Below are 24945 nucleotides of genomic sequence, written 5' to 3'. Positions count from 1 at the left end.
ATGCAGCAATTGAGCTAGAAATTATTTTAAAATGAAATGATTATCTTTGTAGACAGCAGTTTATAAGAATATGCCAGCACCAAAGCAAAAAAAAATGATTTTCCAGCTAAGCAAGGCTACCAAACAACGCAGGTTTAACTCAATTCTTGCAGAAGTCTTAGAACGTAATGCCAGCTTAGGACAGCCTCAGGTTTTTAGAAGCCGTGAATATACCGAACCCGCATTATTTATTCACAGCTATCCTAATGGTCGCCAGGTACTGATTGAAGTTAACACAGAAAATTCTGAAGAGAAAGCCATAAAAGTGCTTGTTTAATGAGCAGGCCAAGGCTTTTTATCATAGCAGGTCCTAATGGTTCTGGAAAGAGTTTATTCTCTAAAGCACTTAGTCAATCTGATTATGAAGTTTTTGATGGAGATAAGCATATGACTCATCTTTCGCAGAAATTTTCAGACATAGGAAGCGATGCACTGTGGAACTATATTGATGAAGAAATTTTTTCGCGCGAAAAAGCTGAAGCAATTATGAAAAGATTGAACTATGCTTACGAGACAAATTTTCGCTCGGATAACCCCATGTCAACCGCATTGGAATTTCAAAAAAATGGTTATGAAATACATTTAATCTTTATGGGATTAAATTCTCTTGAAGAATCGATTGAAAGGGTTGCTCATCGGGTTAGAACAGGAGGGCATAAAGTGAGCGAAGAATCTATAAAATATAATTTCGAACACGGCTTTAAAAACTTATACAAGCATTATTTTCAATTTGATTCGGTTACACTATTTGATAATTCCGTTGTAGAGAAAGGTAACTCACAAGCTCCAAGAGAATTATTGTTTATTAGTGAAGGAGATGTTTACATTTCTCAAGAAAATTTACCTGAATGGGCACAAAAACTTGTGCCAGAAAGAAAATAATATTTAGCCTTTCTTAAAAGTAGATTTAACAATTTATGTATTGTAAATGAAGAAGAACTTGGTGTTATATGGTTTCGAGAAATGTCTGTTTGTGTGTTTCTGCAGCAATTATACTGATTTCTATTGCCATTATATAAACTTTACATCGTAATCAAAACCTCTGGTTTTAATTTTGTGAAGCCATTGCTTGTAAAGGTTTTTTCCTATGACGATTTTCCCATCCTTAACTGTCAATGTTTCACCAACAATAAAATTGCTTAAATCCTGACGGTACTCTTTTCTAAGATCTGTAATAAAGATTACATCTTTTTTTTCCGGCAATTGAATTAATGTATTTATTCTTCTGGAAATACGATCTATCGGGTTCATAAGATACTATACAATATAATGCAGTTCAAAAATACCTAAATTATGTCTTTATTGCAAAGCGTTGCACCTTAACTAAATAATAAAGAGACCTTAAGTTTAATTTCCCTTCTTAACATTAACTTAACCTTTGCGTTCTTTCTTTGTTGAAAATTACTTTTCGGCATGATGAGATATGTTTGTGCAATCCTGATATTCTTCCAATTGTGTTTTACTGCCACTGCGCAGGAAAAAGAACTGGAGCTGTTTTTCGACCATCAATCGAAAAAACCAATTGAATCGCTGATTGAACTGAAGAAGATATATGCCCAGTCGATAGAAAACAATGATGCGATTTTAGAAGGCAAATGTTTACAGCAAATGGGCAAGGTATGTTACCGTCAGGGGCATTTCAGGCAGGCACTCGACTTTTTTTTAAAGGCCGAAAAAATATTTAACAGTAACGATAAACCATTGTTGCTGGCCGCAAACTTGAGCGATATTGGCGTACTATACTACTACATTAAGCAACCCGATAAAGCCATGAAAAATTATTTAATGGCTTTGAGCATTTATAAAAAAGAGCACAATGTAAAAGGGCAGGCAGCTATTTTTGGGCAGATTGGCCAGCTTTACGAAAAACGTACCCGTTACGACAGTGCTTTTTATTATCAGAACCTGGCTTTAAAGGCAAATGAGCAAACGAGCGATATCAGCGGCGCTGCTAAAATTTACGAAAACCTGGGCAGCATTTACGAGGACCTGGAAAAATATGATCAGGCTTATCAGCATTTTAAAAAATCGCTCGATTTATACCAAAAAGACCATAACGAGCTGGGCAGCATAGAGGTAATTAATAACCTGGGCGATATTTTGCGTAAAACAGGTAAGTACCAGGCAAGCGTTGCAGAAACACAAAAAGCAATGAAACTCGCCGATAAACTAGGGAATATCTATCAGCTGGCATCGTGTTGTAGGGATCTGGGTAAAGCATACGAGTTAATGCACCAGATGGATAGTGCATACCACTACGTTAAACTGGGCTATAAATATACCATCGATTTATACTCAGAAGATGGTGCCCGTCAGGTTGCTTTTTTGCAGGTATTGTACGATATAAATAAAAAATCGGATGAGATTACCAGGCTGCAGAACGATAAAAAGATAAACCGCATTATTGCCTTTTCGGCTACCATTGTGGTACTGTTAACTGTTATTTTAGCTTTTGTTATTTTTAGCAGGCAACGTTTAAAGTTAAAAGACCAGCAAATGCTGGCTAAGCAAAAAGATATCCAGCACGATTTAACCAGTTTGGAGCTTAAAAACCTGCAGCTCGAAGAGCAGCACCTTAAGCAACAGCTGGAAGTGAAGAGCCGCGAGCTTTCTACGCATACCTTAAACCTGATTAAGCATAACCAGTTTCTCGAAAACCTGCGCAATACACTGCAGGCAATGGTAAAAGACGATAAGCGCGATCAGAAAAGGCAAATGAATCAAATTCTCACCGAGATTAACCAAAGTTTTAACCACGAACGCAACTGGAAAGAATTTACGCAGGCTTTTGAGCAGGTGCACCATCAGTTTCTCGAGCAGCTTAAAAGGTTCAGCAGCGAGCTTACCTCGGCCGATATGCGCCTGATCGCCTTACTAAAAATGAATCTCGACTCAGCCGATATTGCCACCTTACTAGGAATTTCTACCGATAGCCTTAGGGTTTCCAGATACCGGTTAAGGAAGAAGTTAAATTTAGCCCAGGGCGATAATTTATCGGCTTTTATACAGGCCCTTTAACCGTTACATCCGAAAGCTGAAAAACCAGATTTTAACGTGTATTTACCTGCTTAACAATTTGTTAATGTAACGGTAATAAAAGCATAATGTCGTTTCTGGTCTTATCTAAGGTGTTCATTGTTAGTTTGTTGTGTGTTTGTGTTGCTTTTTGGTTTATGCCGTTTGTAACGGTGTTGCCTTTATGTAACCCTGATAATTTTGGGGTATAATTTGGCGTATACATCTTTGCCCCGTCGATAAAAAAAGACATTACCAAACAAAATGAACAAACTTTTACAAATTCTGTTTTTTCTTGTTTTTTGTGCTGGCACAGCCAATGCAACAAAAATAAAAGGGCACGTTTACGATAAGCAAACCGGCGAGGCTATAGTTGGCGCGACGGTGGTGCTCGAAAATCCTAAACGGATAACCAACACCGGGCTTGATGGAACTTTTGAGTTCAAAGGTGTATCAACTGGTGCTGCAAAAATCAGCGTAAGTTACATTACTTACAAAACCATTACCAAAACCATTACGGTTGAAAAAGAAGACAACGAGCACTTAAAGTTTTATATGGAAAGTGATTCAAAAAGTCTTGACGAGATCACCATCAAAACCAATGCAGTAGCTTCTACAGATCAGGGCGCGCGCCGCTTGGAGAAAAATTCTACCCAAATCATGAACATCGTATCGGGCAGGGCTATCGAAATTTCTCCCGATTTAACAGTGGCCAACATCACCCAGCGTGTTTCTGGTGTTTCTATTGAGCGCAATAGCAACGGCGATGGTCAGTACGCCATATTGCGTGGGATGGATAAAAGGTACAACTATACCCTGGTTAACGGAGTGAAGATTCCGAGTCCGGATAACAAGTACCGTTACGTACCACTCGATTTATTCCCGGCTGATTTATTAGACCGCTTGGAAGTTTACAAAACCCTAACGCCAAACCTGGAAGGCGATGCCATTGGCGGAGCCATTAACATGGTAATGAAAAACGCACCCGGCAAGTTTCAGGTAAATGCCAATCTTTCATCAGGCTATAGCCAATTGTTTATAGACCGGAAATTTGCCAGTTTCAATTCATCAGATATTCAGTATAAATCGCCTTACGAGCTGAATGGCAAAAATTATAATGCTACGCAAAACGATTTTACCAAAGGAACCCTTGATTATAAATACAAAAGTCCTGCGCCAAATCTAATTGGAAGTTTATCCATAAGCCAAAGGTTTTTAGATAACAAACTGGGTGTGGTCCTGGCCGGAAGCTACCAGAATACTTACCGTGGTAGCAACAGTACTTTTTACAACAATGCAGTAGCGGGTACCGATGCTTACGCGGTAATTACCAGTAAAAGCTATCGCGAATTTTCAGAACAGCAGCAACGTACCGGCTTGCATGGAAAGGTTGACTATTCTTTTAACAAAAACCACCAGTTAAGCCTTTACAATGTGTATGTTAATTTAAAAAACCAGCAGCTTAGAGATGCGGTGAGCACCACCTATAACGGCGTTTACAATCCAACAGCCGGCAATGCAGAGCTGGTTTACGATACCCGTAGCCGTTTAACCGAACAGCAGATCTACAACAGTACCCTGCACGGCGATCACAAATTTTTTGATGATAAATTCAAGGTGCAATGGTCGGCAGTTTATTCGTCAGCTAAAAACGATGTGCCCGAAAATACCAGCATTAGCTTAAACGGAATAGAACAAAATTTTCAGCGAAGCCGTACCAGTTTGGTAAATACCAATCCGGTTACACGCCGTTGGGAGCGCAATACAGATGAAGATTTAGCGGGTTACGTCGATCTTACCTACCGTTTTACATTAGGCGAAAATAAGCTCGATATCATGGCTGGTGGTTTATACCGCGATAAACAAAGAAGCAGTTTCTTTAACAATTATAACCTAGCTCCAAATGCCAACGATGCCAAAAAATTATACGGAGTAGATTTTCAAAGTTATACCGATCTAAACCTGGTAGTAAGTAACCCTGCAGGTGCAGTGGCCAATTCACTTACTTACGATGCATCTGAAAAAATTGCCGCAGGTTACGGTATGTTCAAATATAGCTCGGCAAAGCTGGAATTAATTGGAGGTGCCCGTGTAGAGCACACCAACCAGGGTTACAACCTACTTTTTCCGGCGGGAGAAACTTACCCGAAAGGAAATCAGGTGTATACCGATATTCTGCCCAGCTTAACCGCTAAGTATTTCTTAAGTGATAAGGCACAGTTACACGCTTCATACTACAAAGCCTTAAACCGTCCGGGCTTTTATGAAATTGTTCCGGGTAAAGTTATTAATGAGGAGTTTCAGGAACGTGGTAATCCAAATTTACAACGTGCCCTGGCCGATAACTTTGATTTGCGTTACGAACTTTTTCCGGGTGCATCAGAACAGTTGTTAATCGGTACTTTTTATAAGCGAATCAAAAATCCGATCGAATATACTTTCCAGGCCGATGCCGTTCGCGGACAGGATATTTACTACACCCCGGGCAATTTTGGTACAGCCAATAACTATGGTGCAGAGGTCGATTATATCAAATATTTCAGTAAAATCGGTATCAAGGCAAATTATACCTATACCCACTCTCGTATTGTAACACCAAAAACAACCCGGACAATCAACCCTGCCACCGGCGATATTCAGGCACTTTCTGTTGATCAGGAACGTCCGCTTTATGGCCAGTCTGAGCACATTGCCAATGTATCCGTACTATTTAAAGATACCAAAAAAGGCTGGGATGCACAGCTTGCTGCGGCTTACACCGGCTCGCGTATCAACACCGTTTCGCAATTTTTGAATAACGATTTGTGGCAAAAAGGTTTCATTCAGATGGATGCTTCGGTTGAGAAAAGATTTAAAGGTGGTATCAGTGTTTTTGCAAAAGCCAATAACCTTTTAAATACACCAACCAAATTATTCATTAAAGGTACCAACCCTGAGAACAATAAAATCAACGAAGATTTGGTGAAGGATGGTACCACCCTAATCAGAAGCGATTATTATGGCCAAAACTATTTAGTTGGCTTCAGATATAAGTTTAATTAAATTTTAAAAAGATAAAGACATGAAATCGAATCAGATTTTTAAATTACTTATGATTGCCTTACTGGCGCTGGCAGGATGTGAAAAAGCCAATATCGATGTTGATACGACTGCGGTAGATGGTTCGGCCATTGGAGAAGTTTCAGGCATCTGGGCAAAGGGAAGTACCCAGGTAATTAAAGGCGATATCATTATTCCCGAGGGGAAATCGCTTACCATTGAAGAAGGCGTTACTATTTTAATGGATACCGTTGCTAAACCCGAAATTATTGTAAAAGGTAATTTGTATGCTTTAGGAACGGCAGAGAATCCAATCAAGTTTACCGTAAATGAGTTTTATAAAACGGCTCAAAAGAAATTCGGCAAACTTTGGGGAGGAATTTTGGCTGGGCCAACCTGTGAGGAGCTGGTGCTCGATCACACCATTATTGAATATGGTGGCTCTACCACTTCCGATGCTTCAACTTCGGTTAAAATGGGACTTTACAAAGCTGTAGCTGGTGAGAACCTTCCGGCCCTTTGGTTTGCCAATGCAAAAGGCAGGCTGGTTGTGCAAAACAGTATATTCAGGAACCTGCAGGAAGACTGCACGTACATTGAAGGAGGAAGAATAATTTTTGCCAACAATGTGTTTTACACCACAGGGGTAACCGGAGGAGAGGCCATGAACTTTAAATCGGGATGTTTGGCTGATATAGCTTATAACCTTGTTTACAGTACCAATACCAATGCATTAAAATTATCGAACACTGGCGATAAAACACCACAAACTTACATTATAGCCTATAACAATACGATGGTTAATACAGGATGGAGAAGACCTACCGCAAAGGGTGGTTCAGTTTGGCTGGAAAGTACGGTGCGTGCCGATTTATTTAATAATCTTTTTGCCAATACCCGTTTTGGTATAAAACGCGATCCTAAGAAACCAGAAGATGCCCGTTCTGCCTACAGCAATAATTGGTATTACGGATATGACCAGGCTACGGTTAACCAGTTTCAGCCAACAGGCGATATTATTGGCGGTAAAAATGATGTGATTGGTACAGCTGCTGGCGCTAACGATCCGAAATTTGTTAATTATCCGGTAAATACCGCAGTTAGCAATGCAGATTTTAACACTGCCTGGGATTTTCACTTACAGGGCAATTCGCCGGCTTTGGGCAAGGGGATCACTAATTTTACCCGCCACCACGCAGCTGGCATCGTAATGAAAAATGGTATTACTTATATTTCACCGGCACCATCTACATTTGTAGGCGCTTACGGTACTAAAATTTAAAATGAAGAATAGAATTATTATACCCCTTGCAGCAATTGCAATTTTAAGCCTTTGCTTTTCTTGTAATGGAATTGCACAAAAAGCAGATAGCACTGCGGTAAAGCCGCTTTATGTTTCAGAACCAGTTGATTTTGATACTGATGATCCCGCCATTTGGGTTAACCCGGCAGATGCCTCACAATCGTTGGTAATTGGTACCGATAAAGATGCAAACGGAGGTTTGTATGTTTTCGACCTGAAAGGGAAAATCATCAAATCGAAAACAGTTAAAGGTTTGCAAAGGCCCGATAATGTTGATATCGCTTACGGATTAAACCTGGGAGGGAAAAAAACAGATATTGCCGTAACCACAGAAAGATTGAGCCATAAACTCCGGATTTATTCCCTTCCGGATATGAAACCGGTAGACAATGGCGGAATTCCGGTTTTTGTCGGCGAAACCGGTGCTGAGTTTCGCGATTTGATGGGGATATCGATGTATTCCGCCCCTGATGGAAAAATATACGCCATTGTTGGCCGGAAAACTGGTCCGAAAGAGGGTGGTTACCTGTGGCAATACCTATTAACCGACGATGGCAATGGACATGTTAAAGCCGATTTAGTGCGGAAATTTGGCAGCTACAGTGGCAAAAAAGAAATCGAAGCCATTGCAGTTGACAATGAACTTGGCTATGTGTACTATTGTGATGAGCAGTTTGGTGTGCGTAAATATTATGCAGATCCGGCCAAAGGAAATAAGGAGCTTGCGCTATTTGGTCAAGGCGATTTTGCAGTCGATAACGAGGGCATTGCCATTTATAAAACAGCAGGAAACAAAGGTTATGTATTGGTTTCAGATCAGGGAGCCAGACAGTTAAAAGTTTACAGCAGGGAAGGTAAAGCTGGTGCACCCAACCAGCATCCGCTATTGGCAACTATCAAATACACGGCTAATCAAACCGATGGAATTGATGTGGTATCGGTGCCCTTAAATGCCGATTTTAAACATGGTTTGCTAGTAGCAATGAGCGATGATAAAACTTTTCACTTTTACCGGTGGGAAGATATCGCAGGCAAGAAATTAACAGTAAACCCATAATTGTAGCAATGCAGCATCAATGGCTAAAGCCGTATTTTCTTCAATTTACAACACTATGCTGTTATTTTATATGTAAATTGAAGTTCTATAATTTACATAAAACAAAAGAAACAACACTAAAGTGTTGTTTCTTTTGTTTTATGTAAGAAAAATAGTTATTTTTATGTTGTAAAGAACAGAATAATGTTGATTTCTATAGGGGCGGTTATTAAAAAAAGAAGAAAAGAATTAGGGCTTACGCAGTCTAGATTATCTGCAATCGCAGAGGTTAGTTCTACTACATTGCGTGAGATTGAATTGGGAAAAGTGAATCCTGGTGTCGACGTTGTTAGCCGAATATTGGATATACTAGGGATGGAACTTCGTGTTGTAGTTAAAAATATAGAGGAAGTAGATCATGGGGCGAGCTAAAGTTTACTACATATTCTACAAGCAAACAAATATTTTCATATCTAAAAGAGATAAGCATAAAGCAACAAAAAAAGCGGCCAGGCCGCTTTTCAATTATTTAAATCTTAGGGTAATTATTTTGCTAAAGCAGCAGTTCTTTGAGCAACTTCCGGAGTGTTCATTTCTGTTGTTAAGGCAGCAAAACGATCTAAGTTTAATTTAGGAGTGCTTCCCATTACCAGGCTGTGGTTTTGAGTTGTTCCGCTTAATTTTAAATCTGCACGGTCTGAAATAACTGTGTACAGGCTTTCAGTTTTCGAGTCGATTTTAGCTACCGCATTTCCGCTTAAGAAGACCTGAAGGTTAGTTACATTTAATTTGCCGTCTGTTTTAACAACTGCATCATCAGATGCCATTACACGGTAAATGCTTTTTACATAAACGGTAACTTTAGCCACCCCGTTATCTGCCGAAGTAATTTTTAAAGCCATTCCATCCTGGATCACTTTTACCTTTCCGCTGTTGTCATCAGTGTAGCTGATACCTTCAGTTCCGTTTTGGATCAGGGTTACTTCTACATTTCCGCTTACTACTACTTTGTTGAAGTTTTTAGGAGCAGAGATTTTAACAGGTTGTTTTTCGGTAGCCATAACAGTTGTGGTGAAGATTGAAGTGCTTAAAACAACAGCTGCCATTAAAGATTTTGCTAGGGTTGAGATTGAAGTTTTCATAATATTTTTNTTTCCGCTGTTGTCATCAGTGTAGCTGATACCTTCAGTTCCGTTTTGGATCAGGGTTACTTCTACATTTCCGCTTACTACTACTTTGTTGAAGTTTTTAGGAGCAGAGATTTTAACAGGTTGTTTTTCGGTAGCCATAACAGTTGTGGTGAAGATTGAAGTGCTTAAAACAACAGCTGCCATTAAAGATTTTGCTAGGGTTGAGATTGAAGTTTTCATAATATTTTTATTTATAGTTTTAGAATATTTTGTGAATGTTTTAATAATAAGACGGCAAGAGATGAGAAACGTTTCAGCGGTTCCAGACGTATTATACCAACGACTGTAAGTTCTCGACGAACGCCGTTTTAGATCGGGCGAAAAATGACTGGTCTGACAAAGAATTTGAGCCGTTTGATCATTTATTGCCTGCGTTTGACCAATAAATGTATAAAGCCATTAAATTTATTCGCATTTTTATATAGGCTTTAAACGGCAATATGTCTGCCCTTTAAGGCTGCTGATTAATTTAAAACGCTTAGAACAAAGGTTATGGAATTTACAGTTAGTATTAACGCAATATCGCAGGTAACACATAATGTAAAATGTTTTCGGTTTGATAAACCGGAGCATTACAATTTCGTTCCGGGTCATGCTGCCGATGTATCCATCAATAAACCTGAATGGGTTGAGCAAAAGCGGCCATTTACCTTTACCGCTTTAGCCGAAAAGCCTTATCTCGAATTTACCATTAAATGTTATACCGATCATGACGGGGTTACCAATCAGATCGAGCAGTTAAAACCAGGCGATCAATTGGTAATTTCCGATTCGTGGGGAGCCATTGAGTACAAGGGGAGAGGCTGCTTTATTGCCGGAGGAGCGGGCATTACGCCTTTTATAGCCATCCTCAGACAGTTACACCAGGAGGGGAAAGCAAGAGGCAATAAGCTGTTTTTTTCGAATAAAACCGAGGCGGATATTATTTACAAAGAAGAGTTAACTGAAATTCTTGGAGAAGATGCTGTTTTTTTGGTGAGTAGCCAGGCATCTACCCTTTATGAAAATGCGCGCATTAACGAGGCTTTCATCAATGCCAATATCGAAGATTTTAATCAACCATTTTACATCTGTGGTCCGGATTTGATGATAGAAGAGGTTGCCGCCATTTTAGTGAATAAAGGTGCAAATCCTGAAATGGTGGTGTTCGAAAAGTAAGGCGTTAATTGCTTTGGTGATGACTTGAAATTTATGCTTCCCTTAAGCCATCCGTTTTTTCATACATCGCATTTCTATAAGCTGTTCCCCATTTTGCAATTTCATCTATTATGGGTTTCAATGTGCTGCCATACTGCGTAACTTCGTACTCTACAGTAATTGGTTTGGTATTCAAAACGGTACGGCTAACCAGTTGGTTCATTTCCATGTCCTGTAATTCTTTTGAAAGCATTTTTGCAGCGATACCATCAACTTCACGCAACAAATCCATAAAGCGCATTTTACCCCCTTCGAGCAAGGTGCCCAGGATGTGAAACTTCCACTTGCCCGATAAAACCTCCATGGTATCTTTGATGGCCGTTATCCTTCCTTTACAGATATTGGTATTATTTACCGTTTGGTTTTTCTTCATCTCTTTTAATTTCCCGATTCAATTATTTGATAAAACTAGTGAAACTCCAGCTGGTTTCCAATGGGTAAGTAGTTTCCAGTTGGAAACCGATAACATTTATAAACTAACCCGATTTTAAATTTGCACACGCGAATGAAAAAGCTTAAAAATATGTCAGATAACACCACAAAAAACAATCCACTGCTTTGCAATCCCGAAACAGGTATTTGCGAAATGCCAGCCTTTAGCGCCGCAGAATTTGATGCACCCAAAATTGTATCGAATGCAAAGCCGATTAAGCTAATTTATTTTACTGATCCAATTTGTTCTACCTGCTGGGGGATAGAGCCTCAGCTTAGAAAACTAAAGCTAGAGTATGGCAGCAGTATAGAAATTGAATATCGTATGGGTGGTTTATTACCCGATTGGAGCTATAATAGCGGAGGAATCAGTAAGCCATCGGATGTGGCGCATCATTGGGATGAAGTAAGTGCGTATTACGATATGCCAATTGATGGTGATGTTTGGCTGGAAGATCCGCTTGATTCTTCTTACCCACCATCAATTGCCTTCAAGGCAGCACAATTGCAAGATCATGGAAAGGCAATTTTGTTTTTGAGGGCTATCAGGGAAATGGTTTTCATGGAGAAAAAGAATATTACCAAATGGGAGCACCTGGCTATAGCGGCTAAAAAATCAGGATTGGATATTGTGCGGTTAAAATCAGATTTCGAAGGCCCGGCAAAAACAGATTTCGAAGTAGATTTAAAACTGGCAAGAGATTATGTGGTGAGAGGGTTTCCTTCCCTGTTTTTTGAAGGTCATAACGGAGAAAGAGAATTTGTTTACGGAGCTAAACCATATGCTTATTATGAAATGGCTGTATTAAAACTTTATCCGCGTGCTGAGAAAATAGAATACAACAAAGACTGGGAAACACTTTTTGGAAAATATACCTCGCTTACCGCTAAAGAATTTACTGAACTCTCTGGTGCGAATCGAAACGAGGCTGAGCAGTTGTTAAATGACCTGGTATTAAAAGGAAACCTTGAACGGCTAACAACAAAAAATGGTTGTATCTGGAGGCTAAAAGCATAATTTTCTTGCACCTTTGCCAAGCTGCGCTGTTGTTTACACTTTAAATATTGATTGGCCAAAACAGATGAGTTATATGGTTCAAAGCAAAAATAGCATCAGTTATAGTCAAAATTTGGGGAGTTTACCAATCGGGGCATTTCTATCTTAACTATTTAATGTTGTGGACGATGAGAATGTCAAGGAAGATAATTAAAACAGAAGAGAAACAGACAGTTGTGCAGATTAGCAGGTATATGACCATTGATGAACTTGAAGAGCTGATAGAGGGGCAGTTGGTATATGATGAAAAAGGGATGTCGGCTATTTTACTTGACATAGAAATTAAAGCGTACAGAACGGAAAGGCATGTTTACATTAAACTTTCTTCCAATCCCAAAACCATACTGATCATTAAATAAGTCGCATATAAAAAAAAGCGGCCTGAGCCGCTTTTCTTGTATTAAAACTTGTGATGCTTATTTTGATAAGGCTGCAGTTTGGACTGTAGCTGCAAGAGTGTTCATTTCTGTTGTTAAGGCAGCAAAACGGTCTAAATTTAATTTAGGCGTACTTCCCATTACCAGGTTGTGGTTTTGAGTTGTTCCGCTTAATTTTAAATCTGCACGGTCTGAAATAACGGTGTATAAGCTTTCAGTTTTCGAGTCGATTTTAGCTATAGCATTTCCGCTTAAGAATACCTGAAGGTTGGTTACATTTAATTTGCCGTCTGTTTTTACAACTGCATCATCAAATGCCATTACACGGTAAATGCTTTTTACATAAACGGTAACTTTAGCCACCCCGTTATCTGCCGAAGTAATTTTTAAAGCCATTCCATCCTGGATCACTTTTACTTTTCCGCTGTTGTCATCAGTGTAGCTGATACCTTCAGTTCCGTTTTGGATCAGGGTTACTTCTACATTTCCGCTTACTACTACTTTGTTGAAGTTTTTAGGAGCAGAGATTTTAACAGGTTGTTTTTCGGTAGCCATAACAGTTGTAGAGAAGATTGAAGTGCTTAAAACAACAGCTGCCATTAATGATTTTGCTAGGGTTGAAAATGAAGTTTTCATAATATTTTTGTTTTATAGTTTTAGAATATTTTGTGAATGTTTTAATAATAAGACGGCAAGAGATGAGAAACGTTTCAGCGGTTCCAGACGTATTATACCAACGGCTGTAAGTTCTCGACGAACGCCGTTTTAGATCGGGCGAAAAATGACTGGTCTTTTTTTATTAGCGGTTACATTTCTAGAAACAATGGTCAGATTGAAATTAATTTCCGTTTTTTATGAAAGCACCCTATGCAGGATAGCCAGGTGATGGATCAAATGGTGATTGGCTGATTTCAATGATAATATACTTTAACTATTGACTACGGCCTAATTATTACCATAATAGTTTAACATAGAATAAAAAAACAGCGGAAGAGAAGGCGACGAGGCGGTAAAGCTTTACTCAAGAGACTGATAAGTAATGTTACTAACCATGAATCGGTTTGACATGGTTTTAAAAAACTGATGATTGGAGATGGAAAAAAGAATGGTTTTCGCGCTTATGGCAGATTTTACTTTTGTATTCAGATTTATAGTTTTGTTTTCTCCTTTGTAGCGCTACATTTCCATTGCAGTCTTTATCTTGTTTTCATCATTTCCGTCAAACTCACTCCAATACTCGAAGCCTATGGTTTTGGAATATTTTTTATCTTGTATATTCTCTTCATATATCGCCGAAAGCTGTTCTTGAATTTCTAAAATGGAATCAAAGCCTTCAAGAAAAGGAGTATTAATGTATAGCGACCCGTATTTTGGCAGTGAGCTCAAGAATGGGTATTCGCGCTTTGGGAGCCCAATAATATATTCCTCTATATCGTCAAATCTGGATATAATATAAGGCTGTGAAGAAGCTTGTAGTTCCTCAAATAGGGTGTCTAAGCTAAAGTTCTCTCTATCGCCAAATTCTCTTTCTGCTCCGATCAAAAAGGGCAAGGTGAGTCCGTGCTTGTCCTCTATTGTACACCAAAGGTATACAAGTTTACGCCACAATGATTTTTCCATCTCGACTGCTGGTTATTTGGCTGATATATGCCATATCCATAGTAAATATACGCATATTTTGCTCACGAGGGGAATCTATCGGTAAGAGGGCTATAGGCACACTCACTTCTGTACTTAGAAAACATCGAAGATCGAATGGATGTGGCTTTTGTCTTTCCAGAGCTTAGCGAATTAATAGATTGCCTAATTTATAAACAAGCAGATTAGGTTTTACCCTTTTGCAGCATAGCTAGTTCTACTTCAATCTGTACAATGAAATATCCTTCCGGTGTATTTTTGTAAGAAAAGGAACATTTAGATCCGTAAGCACTATTCAGCCGCTGCCTCAAATTATCCAATCCTATACTTCCACCTGAACTATTGATATCAGTATTGACAAGATTAAGTGTTTGGATTACGAGCTTGTCTTTGCGTATGAGTAAGTTAAAGATTCCTGGAGCTGATGGGTTACTGAGGTCTCCATGTTTGAAAATGTTCTCCAGTAGTGTAAGTAGAACAAGGGGTATAAAATAATAATCACAAACCTCCTTATCGACGTTGAAATTTAAATAGGCGGTTCCGGATTTTGGTTTTAACCAAAGATCTATGAGGTTTTTTGAATGGGCTATTTCAATTGATAGAGGTGGATTTTCATCAGTATGTTCCGCATCTAATGCAAATCGCATGATTTTAGAAAGCTTTACTATTGCTTCAGCAGCATCAGGTTCACTCTTTTGAACTAGGCTAAAGATGTAGTTGAGTGTGTTGAAAAGGAAATGAGGATTAATCTGTGCTTTTAGGTAAGCTTGTCTAGCCTGGCTTAACTCAAGTTGCAATCTCTGCTCTTTAATCTGGTTTTCAAGACCTAGCCGTTCGAGGTTTTCACGGATATCTCTTTCTTGGACGTAAGTTCTGAAGAAATAGAAAAGAAAAGCTAATGCCAGAAAATACAGGCTTCTCCAGGCCACCCCTCCAACGTATCTGGCGTTAAAATTCAGTGTTCTTCCCGAGTTTTCATCTAGCGTGTTTAGGGTGTAGTCTATCAAGCCCTTATTTAAAACCAGCAGGACAAATGCAATGACCAAAAAAAGCGGAAGCCTCCAAACCCACTGCTTACCATAGCGTAGAGAGTTAGGAATAACCCATAATGAGCTAAAGTAGAAGAAAAAGATGTTAATCAAGTAATGGCTGATAATAAGGCCAGGTTTTGCCACTATTCCAACTGCAAAAGAAATTGTAGATAACTCATAGGTGATCAAAAGCACCCAGATCAGCAAATGCCAATAATATGTTTTTTTAAGATTTTCAAGTCCGATTTTTTTGCTAAAAGAAGCTTTCGTATAAGTCAACATAGGTATTGAATAAGTTATTAATTATTGTTTTTTTGATAGGCTAGTTTGGGTTCATGAAAAAACAAATCTCACCCAAGCTGACCAAAAAAACGGTCTTTACTTTTCGATCAAAGGAATCGAAAATGAAAACAAGTACAGATCCTACAGAGACAACAATGACCATTGTTACTACAACATTGACTGATGTTGCCCCAAATTTTCGATAAAGGATCTACTTTCTAAAAAGTAAGGTGTTGTCTTCCAGGTACCGGACAAAATCTGCTTTATATGGAACAGTCATGAGTACATCATACTTCTGCAGGTGTATGGTGTTCCCTTCGATTGAATGTATATAGTTGGCATTTATGATATAAGACTTATGTACCCTGAAAAATTTAGTGTTGCTTGAGAGTTTTTGAACCATCTCTCCCAATGAATAATAGATGGTATAATGTTTCTCTGAAGTGAAAATGTGCAAATAGTTTCCAGCAGCTTGGATATAAATAATGTCTTCTTTCAAAACCTTTACTCGGTACCCCCTTTCTCCAACCCTAAGATAAAAGGCATCATTGTCTTCATCCAGAGGATTATCAAAACATTCAAGTAGTACCGTGTATACTTTTTGTGAAAATGTGGCAAGATCAATCGGTTTTAATAAATAGTGTTTAACCCGCAGATCAAAGGCTTTCAAGGCATATTTAGCAAATGCTGTGGTGAAGATAATATTTGGAAAAGAATGCCTTACCGATTCTGCAAAGTTGATCCCTGATAGTCCTGGCATATCAATATCTAGAAAAATAAGGTCTGGCTTATTTTTTAAACTATTTATCTCAGATAGAGCTCTAATTGGATTTGTATAGGTTTGTAAAATCTGTAACCTGGGGATTTCTGCAATGTGATTGGTAATTACTTTAATTGCAAACGGATCATCGTCAATAATAACGCAGTTGATAATATTTTTCATATTTGGAATTTAATGCTCACTAAAATAAATATTCTTATTTTGTTTAAATCACGCTGAAAGGACTATCCGTAACGGAAAATATGCTATTCGTGTAGCCGTAATGAAATGCTAAGCAATTGTAAAGGTTGTTTCTTAAAAGAATACGCGGTTGAGAATGGAAGGGACCATATTCTTTAGCACTGTGGAATACATGTTTCTTATTTTCTGGCTTCAATAACCTTTAGAGCATTTTTCTACAAAGGCTGCATAACTCTCCCAAAGTTGCTGAACCTGATTGATCATCATAAGTAAACAAAATTATTACCTGTCATCTGAAGCTCTTGAGAAAACAGACTGTGTAATGGTACAACTATTAAAAGAGCCAGTACGCTATAGGGTTTTTTAATCCTCGTCCAGAATAAGGGGCAAAGATTAAATTGTTAAAAAATGTTAAATGATTTTGAAAAAAACCGTTCATTTTTTTGTTTTGGAGCCTAATCAGATAAATAATCAGAAAACATTTTTTAGAGCAATTATTAAAATTTTTGGTTTAGATCATGTCAAGAAAATCATTACTCAGACTTCAGCGCAAAAGATTATTCAGCGCATTTTTATTATTAACCTTTATGCTGGCTGCAGATGTTTCTCCTGCGCAGCAGCAGACACTTCCCAAAGGGCCGTCCGCGCTCAGTGCGAAATTGATCAACATCGAATCGGCTACCAACGAGCCTTTCCGGTTTTCACTCACACTACACAATGGTACTTCAGCCCAGCAGCTTTATGAACTCAAAGCTGACCTTCCGGCGGGATGGCAATTGAGTTCTCATGTAGATGGTAGTCCTGTGACCTCGGTTAGTGTTGAGGCGGGACAAAGCCGTGAGGTCTCATTGGAGATCACCGCGACCGGTAACGCCGAGGCGAGAAAGTACATTATTCCTTTTAAGGCGGTATCGCCTGCCCAAAACCTTTCAATCCAGCTTGAAGCAGTAGTTAAGGGAAGTTATGGCACAACGCTCACGACACCTAGTGGAAGGCTTAGCGAAGAGCTAACATCTGGCAGTCATAAGGATATTGAGCTTGAAGTTCGAAATACTGGAACCCTGCCATTGAAAGACCTGGAAATAACCTCGCAATTACCTAGTGGATGGGAGGCGAGCTTTACCCCTACTAAGGTCGAAAAACTTGAAGGCGGTAAGAAAGCAATTGTTAAGGTATTGCTTAAAGTTCCCGATAAAACTATTGCCGGAGATTATGGAGTAACTTTTAATCTTTCAGGAAGTAACGCCAATGGTCAGACTGCCTTGCGTGTTTTCGTTAAAACCTCTTTGCTTTCAGGTTGGATCGGTCTGTTGGTTATCTTTATTGCTGTTGCAGCCGTTTATGCGCTCATCCGCAAATACGGCAGGCGATAGTCCGTCTTTTTTATAAAACAATTTGACTGAAAAAGATGGAACCGATTATAAAATTGAGGGACCTTAGCAAAAGCTATGGTCCCTACAAGGCAGTTGATGGACTTAGCCTGGACATCAACCAGGGTGAGATATTTGGTTTGCTCGGCCCGAACGGTGCTGGAAAGACGACAAGCATACTGATGATGCTTGGACTTACCGAACCTGATAATGGTAAAGCCGTTGTCTGTGGATACGATGCCACTCGCAACCCCATTTACGTGAAAAGAAAGGTGGGGTATATGCCTGACAATGTTGGCTTTTATCCCCATATGACAGGGCTGGAAAACCTGCTTTATATAGCAAGGCTAAATGGTCTTGATGAACCAGGAATAGCAAAACGTGCAAAAAAAGTTTTAGATGTTGTCGGGTTAAAGGCTGCGGCAGAAAAGCGGGCTTCTACTTATTCCCGGGGAATGAAACAGCGACTAGGACTTGCAGATGTACTCATCAAAGCACCAGAATTGATTATACTCGATGAACCAACGTTGGGTATTGATCCGACTGGAGTCAGGGAATTTCTGGATCTGATAAAAAGGTTAAGGGAGGAGCAGGGACTTACCCTGCTGTTGTCCTCACACCACCTCCACCATGTGCAGCAGGTCTGCGACCGCGTGGGCATATTTGTGGGAGGAAAACTACTTGCCCATGGCGATCTCCCTTCGCTATCCGCGGAGCTTTTTGGAAACACAGGAATACAGACCACTATCCAATTGATCCGTTCGCCCAAAGACGCAGAAGGATTGAAATTTGAATTTTCCCGTTTGCAACCGATAACGGACTTTAATATATCCGGGGAGATTTTGACCTTCTGTAGCTCAGAAGATGTCACACCGAGGCTTATCCGAATGCTCATTGAGCATGGTGAGGATATTCAGCGCATCAGCCAAAAAGAATATGGCCTTGATGAAATCTACCAGAAATATTTTGAAAGCAGCCCTAGTAAAACAACAGAAAATGAAAAAAGTATCCGCAATAGCTTATTCCACCGTGGCAGGAAAAAATGAACTAAACTCTAGAAAACAAAAGAGTCCTTTCCGTATTATGGTGGCAAAGGAGGTTGCAGACCATATACGAAGCTGGCGCTTTATCGTGTTACTGACGCTAGTTGTCCTGACATTTGCAGCCTCAATCTATATATCGATGGCTAATATCAAAAGCGCGTTCAATAATGTCCAGGACCCAGATCATGCCTTTTTGTACCTTAAACTCCTGAGCACAACGGATGGTTCGATGCCACCCTTCCATATTCTGCTTAGCTTTTTAGCACCTTTGCTTGGTATCAGCATGGGGTTTGACGCGATAAATGCCGAACAGAATAGTGGCACGTTGACCAGGCTGGTTGCCCAACCTGTATACCGGGACAATATTCTCTTAGCTAAGTTCTACAGTGCTATGATCATCATCAGTACGCTGTTTTTTTCGCTAAGCTTACTGATGATTGGTGGGGGGCTATTTATTACTGGGGTTAGAATAGAGCCACAGGAGCTAATACGCATTATGGGATTTACCATGACCACTATAATTTATATTGCCTTTTACTTAAGCCTTTCTATATTATTTTCGATTATTTTCTGGCAGGCGGCTACATCGGCGTTGAGTGCACTTGGAGTGTGGCTTTTCTTTACTGTTTTCTATCCAATGTTAGTCAATCTAATCATTAGGGCATTTATGCCAGACCCTTCTTATCTCTCTCAACCTGAGGTGATGAGGTATAATGAGTTAATACTAGATATTCTGCGCATTGCGCCAAATCAGCTTTACAGTGATGCAGCAACCACGCTGCTTATGCCTTCTATAAGAAGTCTGGGCCCTATGAATATGGAGCAACTTTCTGGCGCTATACCTTCGCCGCTTCCCGTTAGGGAAAGCCTAATGCTTGTATGGCCGCAAATCAGCGGGATGATAGCTTGTAGTGTGGCCTGTTTTGCCTTAGCCTACTACTTATTCATGCGCAGGGAAATCAGGAGTTAGTTGGTTTGTAGTTGCTTATGATTTCTGATCCAGATAGTATTTCTCATGGTTTGATAAATTCGCTTTTTTGATGATTGGCTTCCATTCATTAAGTAACTGGCTATAAACACAAAAAGCGGCTTAAGCCGCTTTTTGTGTTTATTAAATTTTATGGTGCTTATTTTGCCAAAGCGGCAGTTCTTAAAGAAGCTTCTGGTGCGTTCATTTCTGTATTTACGGCTGCAAAACGGTCTAAGTTTAATTTAGGGGTGCTTCCCATTACCAGGCTGTGGTTTTGAGTTGTTCCGCTTAATTTTAAATCTGCACGGTCTGAAATCACAGTGTACAGGCTTTCAGTTTTCGAGTCGATTTTAGCCACCGCATTTCCGCTTAAGAATACCTGAAGGTTAGTTACATTTAACTTGCCGTCTGTTTTTACAACTGCATCATCAGATGCCATTACACGGTAAATGCTTTTTACATAAACGGTAACTTTAGCCGCCCCGTTGTCTGCAGAAGTAATTTTTAAAGCAGTTCCATCCTGGATCACTTTTACTTTTCCGCTGTTATCATCGGCATAGCTAATACCTTCAGTTCCGTTTTGAACCAGGGTAACTTCTACGTTTCCACTCACGACTACTTTATCGAAATTTTTTGGAGTAGAGATTTTAACAGGTTGTTTTTCGGTAGCCATAACTGTTGTAGAGAAGATTGAAGCGCTTAAAACAACAGCTGCCATTAAAGATTTTGCTAGGGTTGAAATTGAAGTTTTCATAATGTTTTTATTTATAGTTTTATATAATAATTTGTGAATGTTTTAATAATAAGACGGCAAGAGATGGGAAACGTTTCAGTGGTTTTAACCGTATTATACCAACGGCTGTAAGTTCTCGACGAACGCCGTTTTAAATCGGGTGAAAAATGACTGGTCTTTTTTAAATATGCTAGTCCCAATCAATTTTGGTCTATTTGTCGAAGCGTATTTAAATCAAACCTGGGAAAGGTGTCTTCAACTATATAAAAACAAGTGAAATGGACTTAATTGGCTTCCAGGTGCGAATAATGTTGAAGTTAGCCTGCTCTTTGTTGAGCTGGTCATAGTCTTTTTCTAGGCGCCTGCAGAACTATTGATGAATATATCTCGGAGCCATCAATTACCTGATATAGCCGGTTGGCGTGAGAAGAATGAAAGGTAGTAAACATGATATTTGGCGAGCTAATCCCAAGTGGGGTAAAACTTCGACACTGGAATTACCCTTTCGGTAATGATAAAGAAAGCCACCCAATAATATCCACGATACTAGTAGATGGCTTTGCTTGTCTCAAGAATATATTTATGATAATACTTGACTAAAATTCTTTGTTTGATCTATCCTATGTTTCTGGTTGATATAGGTGGAAATTTAACTTTTTAAGCGACCAATGTGTTTATAAGTATTAATCAGTAAGCCTGTAGGGGTGGCTTTGGAATCGAGAAAAACAAGTTCCCTTGCATCGATGGCATCAGCCAACAAGCGTTTGCCTCCGCCCAGCAAAACAGGATAAGTGATCAGTACAAGCTCATCAGCGAGTCCCTGGTCAAGCAATAATGAAGTTAGGGTCGAGCTTCCCACCACAATCAGGTCTGGACCGTCTGTTAACTTGAGATTACCAATTGCATCTAGAACATTTTCACTTAAGCTTTTAACTGGCCCCCATTTAAGGCTATCGGGTCTATTGGTTACAATGAACTTCGTCGCAGTGTTTATGGCGTTTGCCATTGGGAAATCTCCCGCATTCGGCCAGAAATTACTGAAAATATCATAAGTGTTGCGTGCTAGCAGCAAATCAAAATTGGCTCCATAGGCATCAAAGAGCATCGCCGCCCCAGCAGGGCTGCGGTAAGGCGTAGTCCACGCGCCATACTTATAATCTCCGTCGTGCTCTATTACACCATCTAGGGAGATATGTTCGAAAATCCTGATCTTTCTCATTTTGTTTACATTGATTTAAATTGTAATCCAAATTTAAAGAGGATTATAGCATACCAGTAAGGTGGAATTGCGACAATGTTGGGGTGTATTAAGTATAGAGTTAGCCCTATATCGGTTCTGGAATATACATTTGTTTCAGGCAATCAATTAGATTATTCGGCAAGTAAATCCCTATATTGTTGTAGGTATTTTTTTAGCATTATCCTTGCTTGGTGAATATGGGTTTTAACTGTGCCTAATGGAATGCCAAGCTCTTTGGCTATCTCGTCGTATTTATATCCTTCAAAATATCGCTGAAACGGTATGCGGTAATGATCTGGTAGGCTGTTCATCGCTTTCTGGATGTCTTCCATCATGAACTTTAAACCAGCACTATTGGTAGAGGAACTTTTTAAAAGGTTCTGACTGGAAAGATCATCTTCGGTACTGATAAGTTTTTGTTTTTTTTGCTCTTTATAGTAGTTATTGATAAAGGTATTTCTCATAATTACATATAGCCATCCCTTTACATTAGTACCATTATCAAATTTTTCACAAAATCTTATCCCCTTTACTAAAGTGTCCTGCACAAGATCTTTCGCATCATCTTCATCTTTTGTAAACCGCATAGCGTGTGAAAACAGCGCAGAGGTACACTTATCAGCAACCCTGATAAATTCATTTTGTTTCATGTTTTTCAATCAATTATTTCAGATGTAGGTTAAAAAATAACAACTAGTGCTCTGCTTTGGTTTGAACAGAAAAACAAGAAAAATAAAAATCGTATTTATACCTGTGGAAACTCACGTTGAACGAAGATTTTGAAACTAAAAGTTTTAATTGTTGGTCCGCCCTGCTAAGGCTATCGGTACACTGTTGCACGGATTATTTTACAATTCCAGCAAAGGCGTATTCTGTGAGAAATTTATACCAGCTATCCAGAGATGGGAATGCTAAATGTAAATGTAGATCCCTTTCCAAGTTCGCTTTCTGCCCAGATTTGACCACCGTGCCGAGTGATGATTTCATTACAGATATAAAGGCCAATACCAAAACCGGCAATGGTACTCAACTTGCTGTCCTCCGCACGAAAGTAGCGATCGAAGACTTTTCCCAAGTCCTGTTCGGATATTCCCATGCCTTGGTCACTGACCCGAACTATTAAATTTTCGTTATCAGTATCACATGTTACATTGATCTTGCTGCCTTGTGGAGAATACTTCGTCGCATTTGATATCAGGTTTTGAAGGACATGGCTGATCTTATCCCGGTCGGCATTGATCATTGCGCTTTTTACAGACGCAAAAAGGATTTCATGGGTTGAAATCCGCGCCTGTATGTCTTCCTTTACCTCTATAATCAAATCAGCGATATCAAACTGTCCATGGTTTATACTGAGTTTACCCGATTCCAACCTGGACAGATCCAAAAAACCATTGATCATAGCCGTCATCTTCTCTACTTGAGAGTTTGCTTTCTCCATGACGCCTTGCACTTTATCTTCTCCAGAGTCTCTCAGCTTTCGTAATACCACTTGAATGTAGCCCTTTAGTGAGGTGAGTGGCGTTTTAAGCTCGTGGCTAACCATGGCGATGAAGTCATTTTTCCTAATTTCATCATTCTTCTGTTCGGTTATGTCCATTAATAAGCCAGTAAAAATTGAAATAGTTCCCGAGTCGTCAATTGTCAGGTTTCCCACCGCTCTTACCCATCGCAGTTTTTTGTTGTGCATGCCGATCACAGGACAGGTAACATCATAATCGCCATTATTATAGAGTGCATTTTCGAGTTTGTCTGTTACGGTTTGCCGGTAATCTTCTGTGACACGCTCCAGTGCGCTTTCAAGGGTAGGCTGTTCATTGGGATAATAACCCAGGAGCTGTTTTACCCTTGCATCGGTCACAAATTCTTTAGTTGCCGGGTGAATGAACCAGGTGCCGAAAGCCGCCGCGTCAATTGCTTGCCGGAGTATATTCTCCGAGTCTGAGATTTGTTTTCTTGCCTCTTGTAATTGATTGTTGGTCTGCTGCAGAGACTCCATGGTATGTCTGATTTCCGTAACATCCCGAGTGGTCCCAGCGACAGCTTCTACCTTGCCGTGGTCGTCAAACACCGGGGTGAAAATATAGTCATAGATCCTTCTGCCAAATTCCGCGTGAGGGAAGGAAACTTCTCCCCGAATGGATTTTCCTGTAGCAACGACCTGATCGATCTCCCGTTCGTGCATCGCCGCATGCCAGGGTTCGTAGCCATTTTCTAATAGCCCTTTTCCAATAGCCTGTTCAGCAGATTTGCCCCACATTGCCAGCAGGGCCTCATTTGCGTAAGTGAAACGGTATTTTAGGTCAAATACGTACATCAGATCCGGCGTTCCGGAGGTAATAGTCTCATATTTTCGCTTCTGCTCCAAAGCAAGTGTTCGCGATTCGTTAAGTGCAATTTCCGCCTCTTTACGTGCAGTGATATCGCTGGCGGCGCCGAGCCATTCAATGATCTCTCCATTGTCGTCTAGTATGGGGATGGCTCTTGAAAAAGTCCAGCCCGTCGTGCCATTGACCCTATTGACCCTGTGCTCAAGGGCAAACACTTTTTTTTGCTGGATTGCCTCATCAATCGCAGCATTGACGATTTCCATATCTTCCGAGAAAACATTAATCTCTTTCCAACCTCGGATTGGCCTTTCTGCATCATGTAAAAAGCCTCGGCCGTCAAGTTCTTGCATAATCTCCCAGTCGGCGCTAAGTCTATAAACCACATCGGAAGTAGCCATCAGTAGGGCATGTAGGCGCTGCTCTAATGATGTATTTTCGAATTGATCGTGAAGGGGGCGATTAGATGTGCTGTCCATCGGGTTAGTGAATATGCTAGATTAAAAACAGAAGCAGCTAAAATTTGTTTTGTAGCGCTTAGCTTTAACTTTCGTTAAATATATCAATTCGAGCTGAAAATGTTAAAATTAAAGATAGAGCGATGGATTTATTTCAAACTCCCAAGATGCGTATCACATACACTCCAGATCTGATATTGTAAACAA

Annotated in this window: 24 protein-coding genes; 13 read left to right on the top strand and 11 right to left on the bottom strand. The window is 39.7% G+C overall.

Annotated elements, in window-relative coordinates; all coding sequences use genetic code 11:
• The first annotated feature begins 94 nt into the window (after positions 1 to 94).
• Together HWV58_RS01925 and HWV58_RS01920 are read left to right on the top strand one after the other, a co-directional pair.
• Positions 95 to 316 carry a hypothetical protein gene (locus HWV58_RS01925; RefSeq protein ID WP_175632440.1) on the top strand — a complete coding sequence of 74 codons (222 nt, stop codon included), beginning with the start codon at positions 95 to 97 and terminating at the stop codon, positions 314 to 316.
• Complete coding sequence (locus HWV58_RS01920; protein WP_175632439.1) at positions 316 to 921, top strand: zeta toxin family protein; 606 nt, start codon at positions 316 to 318, stop codon at positions 919 to 921. Before HWV58_RS01925 ends, HWV58_RS01920 begins: the two co-directional genes overlap by 1 nt.
• 129 nt (positions 922 to 1050) lie before the next feature.
• Here the strand turns inward: HWV58_RS01920 and HWV58_RS01915 are convergent, their stop codons facing one another.
• Positions 1051 to 1290 carry a hypothetical protein gene (locus HWV58_RS01915; RefSeq protein ID WP_175632438.1) on the bottom strand — a complete coding sequence of 80 codons (240 nt, stop codon included), beginning with the start codon at positions 1288 to 1290 and terminating at the stop codon, positions 1051 to 1053.
• Between the two features lie 162 nt (positions 1291 to 1452).
• On the opposite strand from HWV58_RS01915, the gene HWV58_RS01910 reads away from it, so the two are divergent.
• The 5 genes from HWV58_RS01910 (at position 1453) to HWV58_RS01890 (ending at position 8864) form a co-directional block, all read left to right on the top strand.
• Complete coding sequence (locus HWV58_RS01910) at positions 1453 to 3057, top strand: tetratricopeptide repeat protein (protein WP_175632437.1); 1605 nt, start codon at positions 1453 to 1455, stop codon at positions 3055 to 3057.
• Between the two features lie 261 nt (positions 3058 to 3318).
• On the top strand, positions 3319 to 6096 hold the full coding sequence (locus tag HWV58_RS01905) for a TonB-dependent receptor domain-containing protein (RefSeq protein WP_175632436.1): 2778 nt from the start codon (positions 3319 to 3321) through the stop codon (positions 6094 to 6096).
• A gap of 19 nt (positions 6097 to 6115) precedes the next feature.
• Entirely contained in the window at positions 6116 to 7375 is a 1260-nt protein-coding gene (locus HWV58_RS01900; protein ID WP_175632435.1) for a right-handed parallel beta-helix repeat-containing protein, read from the top strand.
• A gap of 1 nt (position 7376) precedes the next feature.
• Positions 7377 to 8453, top strand: a complete 1077-nt coding sequence (locus HWV58_RS01895) for a phytase (protein WP_175632434.1) — start codon at positions 7377 to 7379, stop codon at positions 8451 to 8453.
• 183 nt (positions 8454 to 8636) lie between these two features.
• Positions 8637 to 8864, top strand: a complete 228-nt coding sequence (locus HWV58_RS01890) for a helix-turn-helix domain-containing protein (protein ID WP_175632433.1) — start codon at positions 8637 to 8639, stop codon at positions 8862 to 8864.
• Positions 8865 to 8977: 113 nt separating this feature from the next.
• On the opposite strand, the gene HWV58_RS24645 is transcribed toward HWV58_RS01890, so the two are convergent.
• Positions 8978 to 9493, bottom strand: coding sequence for a GIN domain-containing protein (locus HWV58_RS24645; RefSeq protein WP_449415943.1), 516 nt, complete (start codon positions 9491 to 9493; stop codon positions 8978 to 8980).
• Positions 9494 to 10114: 621 nt separating this feature from the next.
• Between HWV58_RS24645 and HWV58_RS01880 the strand changes: the two genes are divergently transcribed.
• A complete protein-coding gene (locus tag HWV58_RS01880) occupies positions 10115 to 10780 on the top strand; it encodes an FAD-binding oxidoreductase (protein WP_175632431.1) in 666 nt (221 codons plus the stop codon).
• A gap of 31 nt (positions 10781 to 10811) precedes the next feature.
• Here HWV58_RS01880 and HWV58_RS01875 read toward each other — a convergent pair whose 3' ends face one another.
• Positions 10812 to 11192 (bottom strand): winged helix-turn-helix transcriptional regulator, encoded by a 381-nt coding sequence (locus tag HWV58_RS01875; protein ID WP_175632430.1) that lies wholly within the window; start codon positions 11190 to 11192, stop codon positions 10812 to 10814.
• A gap of 132 nt (positions 11193 to 11324) precedes the next feature.
• On the opposite strand from HWV58_RS01875, the gene HWV58_RS01870 reads away from it, so the two are divergent.
• Together HWV58_RS01870 and HWV58_RS01865 are read left to right on the top strand one after the other, a co-directional pair.
• A complete protein-coding gene (locus tag HWV58_RS01870) occupies positions 11325 to 12269 on the top strand; it encodes a ClpXP adapter SpxH family protein (protein ID WP_235972620.1) in 945 nt (314 codons plus the stop codon).
• Between the two features lie 173 nt (positions 12270 to 12442).
• A complete protein-coding gene (locus HWV58_RS01865; RefSeq protein ID WP_175632429.1) occupies positions 12443 to 12667 on the top strand; it encodes a hypothetical protein in 225 nt (74 codons plus the stop codon).
• A 57-nt stretch (positions 12668 to 12724) separates the two neighbouring features.
• Here HWV58_RS01865 and HWV58_RS01860 read toward each other — a convergent pair whose 3' ends face one another.
• From HWV58_RS01860 to HWV58_RS01845, 4 genes are all read right to left on the bottom strand, one after another.
• The gene (locus tag HWV58_RS01860; RefSeq protein WP_175632428.1) at positions 12725 to 13321 is read right to left on the bottom strand and encodes a GIN domain-containing protein; all 597 of its coding nucleotides are present in this window, start codon (positions 13319 to 13321) and stop codon (positions 12725 to 12727) included.
• A 540-nt stretch (positions 13322 to 13861) separates the two neighbouring features.
• A complete protein-coding gene (locus HWV58_RS01855; protein ID WP_175632427.1) occupies positions 13862 to 14305 on the bottom strand; it encodes a hypothetical protein in 444 nt (147 codons plus the stop codon).
• A 203-nt stretch (positions 14306 to 14508) separates the two neighbouring features.
• On the bottom strand, positions 14509 to 15636 hold the full coding sequence (locus HWV58_RS01850) for a sensor histidine kinase (protein WP_175632426.1): 1128 nt from the start codon (positions 15634 to 15636) through the stop codon (positions 14509 to 14511).
• 211 nt (positions 15637 to 15847) lie between these two features.
• A complete protein-coding gene (locus tag HWV58_RS01845; protein WP_175632425.1) occupies positions 15848 to 16579 on the bottom strand; it encodes a LytR/AlgR family response regulator transcription factor in 732 nt (243 codons plus the stop codon).
• Between the two features lie 536 nt (positions 16580 to 17115).
• On the opposite strand from HWV58_RS01845, the gene HWV58_RS01840 reads away from it, so the two are divergent.
• Genes HWV58_RS01840 through HWV58_RS01830 form a run of 3 tightly spaced genes read left to right on the top strand, consistent with a single transcriptional unit; the run spans position 17116 to position 19980 of the window.
• Complete coding sequence (locus HWV58_RS01840; protein WP_235972619.1) at positions 17116 to 17970, top strand: COG1470 family protein; 855 nt, start codon at positions 17116 to 17118, stop codon at positions 17968 to 17970.
• Positions 17971 to 18005: 35 nt separating this feature from the next.
• On the top strand, positions 18006 to 19013 hold the full coding sequence (locus tag HWV58_RS01835; RefSeq protein WP_175632424.1) for an ABC transporter ATP-binding protein: 1008 nt from the start codon (positions 18006 to 18008) through the stop codon (positions 19011 to 19013).
• The gene (locus HWV58_RS01830) at positions 18964 to 19980 is read left to right on the top strand and encodes an ABC transporter permease (RefSeq protein WP_217706928.1); all 1017 of its coding nucleotides are present in this window, start codon (positions 18964 to 18966) and stop codon (positions 19978 to 19980) included. The genes HWV58_RS01835 and HWV58_RS01830 overlap by 50 nt, the downstream gene beginning before the upstream one ends.
• Positions 19981 to 20137: 157 nt before the next feature.
• Here the strand turns inward: HWV58_RS01830 and HWV58_RS01825 are convergent, their stop codons facing one another.
• The 4 genes from HWV58_RS01825 to HWV58_RS01810 form a co-directional block, all read right to left on the bottom strand.
• Complete coding sequence (locus HWV58_RS01825) at positions 20138 to 20734, bottom strand: GIN domain-containing protein (RefSeq protein ID WP_175632423.1); 597 nt, start codon at positions 20732 to 20734, stop codon at positions 20138 to 20140.
• Positions 20735 to 21362: 628 nt separating this feature from the next.
• Positions 21363 to 21932, bottom strand: coding sequence for a dihydrofolate reductase family protein (locus tag HWV58_RS01820; protein ID WP_175632422.1), 570 nt, complete (start codon positions 21930 to 21932; stop codon positions 21363 to 21365).
• 152 nt (positions 21933 to 22084) lie between these two features.
• A complete protein-coding gene (locus HWV58_RS01815; RefSeq protein WP_175632421.1) occupies positions 22085 to 22603 on the bottom strand; it encodes an RNA polymerase sigma factor in 519 nt (172 codons plus the stop codon).
• A gap of 242 nt (positions 22604 to 22845) precedes the next feature.
• A complete protein-coding gene (locus HWV58_RS01810; protein ID WP_175632420.1) occupies positions 22846 to 24759 on the bottom strand; it encodes an ATP-binding protein in 1914 nt (637 codons plus the stop codon).
• Positions 24760 to 24945: the final 186 nt, after the last annotated feature.

The organism is Pedobacter ghigonis (assembly GCF_903166585.1).
Taxonomy (GTDB): Bacteria; Bacteroidota; Bacteroidia; order Sphingobacteriales; family Sphingobacteriaceae; genus Pedobacter; species Pedobacter ghigonis.
The sequence above is the reverse complement of the archived record's forward strand: the minus strand, read 5'-3'. Positions and strand labels throughout refer to the sequence as shown.

Excerpts from the sequence above, each read along its gene's own strand:
- HWV58_RS01925 (WP_175632440.1), top strand. The coding sequence starts at position 95 with ATGATTTTCCAGCTAAGCAAGGCTACCAAACAACGCAGGTTTAACTCA.
- HWV58_RS01920 (WP_175632439.1), top strand. The coding sequence starts at position 316 with ATGAGCAGGCCAAGGCTTTTTATCATAGCAGGTCCTAATGGTTCTGGA.
- HWV58_RS01915 (WP_175632438.1), bottom strand. The coding sequence starts at position 1,290 with ATGAACCCGATAGATCGTATTTCCAGAAGAATAAATACATTAATTCAA.
- HWV58_RS01910 (WP_175632437.1), top strand. The coding sequence starts at position 1,453 with ATGATGAGATATGTTTGTGCAATCCTGATATTCTTCCAATTGTGTTTT.
- HWV58_RS01905 (WP_175632436.1), top strand. The coding sequence starts at position 3,319 with ATGAACAAACTTTTACAAATTCTGTTTTTTCTTGTTTTTTGTGCTGGC.
- HWV58_RS01900 (WP_175632435.1), top strand. The coding sequence starts at position 6,116 with ATGAAATCGAATCAGATTTTTAAATTACTTATGATTGCCTTACTGGCG.
- HWV58_RS01895 (WP_175632434.1), top strand. The coding sequence starts at position 7,377 with ATGAAGAATAGAATTATTATACCCCTTGCAGCAATTGCAATTTTAAGC.
- HWV58_RS01890 (WP_175632433.1), top strand. The coding sequence starts at position 8,637 with ATGTTGATTTCTATAGGGGCGGTTATTAAAAAAAGAAGAAAAGAATTA.
- HWV58_RS24645 (WP_449415943.1), bottom strand. The coding sequence starts at position 9,493 with ATGGCTACCGAAAAACAACCTGTTAAAATCTCTGCTCCTAAAAACTTC.
- HWV58_RS01880 (WP_175632431.1), top strand. The coding sequence starts at position 10,115 with ATGGAATTTACAGTTAGTATTAACGCAATATCGCAGGTAACACATAAT.
- HWV58_RS01875 (WP_175632430.1), bottom strand. The coding sequence starts at position 11,192 with ATGAAGAAAAACCAAACGGTAAATAATACCAATATCTGTAAAGGAAGG.
- HWV58_RS01870 (WP_235972620.1), top strand. The coding sequence starts at position 11,325 with ATGAAAAAGCTTAAAAATATGTCAGATAACACCACAAAAAACAATCCA.
- HWV58_RS01865 (WP_175632429.1), top strand. The coding sequence starts at position 12,443 with ATGTCAAGGAAGATAATTAAAACAGAAGAGAAACAGACAGTTGTGCAG.
- HWV58_RS01860 (WP_175632428.1), bottom strand. The coding sequence starts at position 13,321 with ATGAAAACTTCATTTTCAACCCTAGCAAAATCATTAATGGCAGCTGTT.
- HWV58_RS01855 (WP_175632427.1), bottom strand. The coding sequence starts at position 14,305 with ATGGAAAAATCATTGTGGCGTAAACTTGTATACCTTTGGTGTACAATA.
- HWV58_RS01850 (WP_175632426.1), bottom strand. The coding sequence starts at position 15,636 with ATGTTGACTTATACGAAAGCTTCTTTTAGCAAAAAAATCGGACTTGAA.
- HWV58_RS01845 (WP_175632425.1), bottom strand. The coding sequence starts at position 16,579 with ATGAAAAATATTATCAACTGCGTTATTATTGACGATGATCCGTTTGCA.
- HWV58_RS01840 (WP_235972619.1), top strand. The coding sequence starts at position 17,116 with ATGTCAAGAAAATCATTACTCAGACTTCAGCGCAAAAGATTATTCAGC.
- HWV58_RS01835 (WP_175632424.1), top strand. The coding sequence starts at position 18,006 with ATGGAACCGATTATAAAATTGAGGGACCTTAGCAAAAGCTATGGTCCC.
- HWV58_RS01830 (WP_217706928.1), top strand. The coding sequence starts at position 18,964 with ATGAAAAAAGTATCCGCAATAGCTTATTCCACCGTGGCAGGAAAAAAT.
- HWV58_RS01825 (WP_175632423.1), bottom strand. The coding sequence starts at position 20,734 with ATGAAAACTTCAATTTCAACCCTAGCAAAATCTTTAATGGCAGCTGTT.
- HWV58_RS01820 (WP_175632422.1), bottom strand. The coding sequence starts at position 21,932 with ATGAGAAAGATCAGGATTTTCGAACATATCTCCCTAGATGGTGTAATA.
- HWV58_RS01815 (WP_175632421.1), bottom strand. The coding sequence starts at position 22,603 with ATGAAACAAAATGAATTTATCAGGGTTGCTGATAAGTGTACCTCTGCG.
- HWV58_RS01810 (WP_175632420.1), bottom strand. The coding sequence starts at position 24,759 with ATGGACAGCACATCTAATCGCCCCCTTCACGATCAATTCGAAAATACA.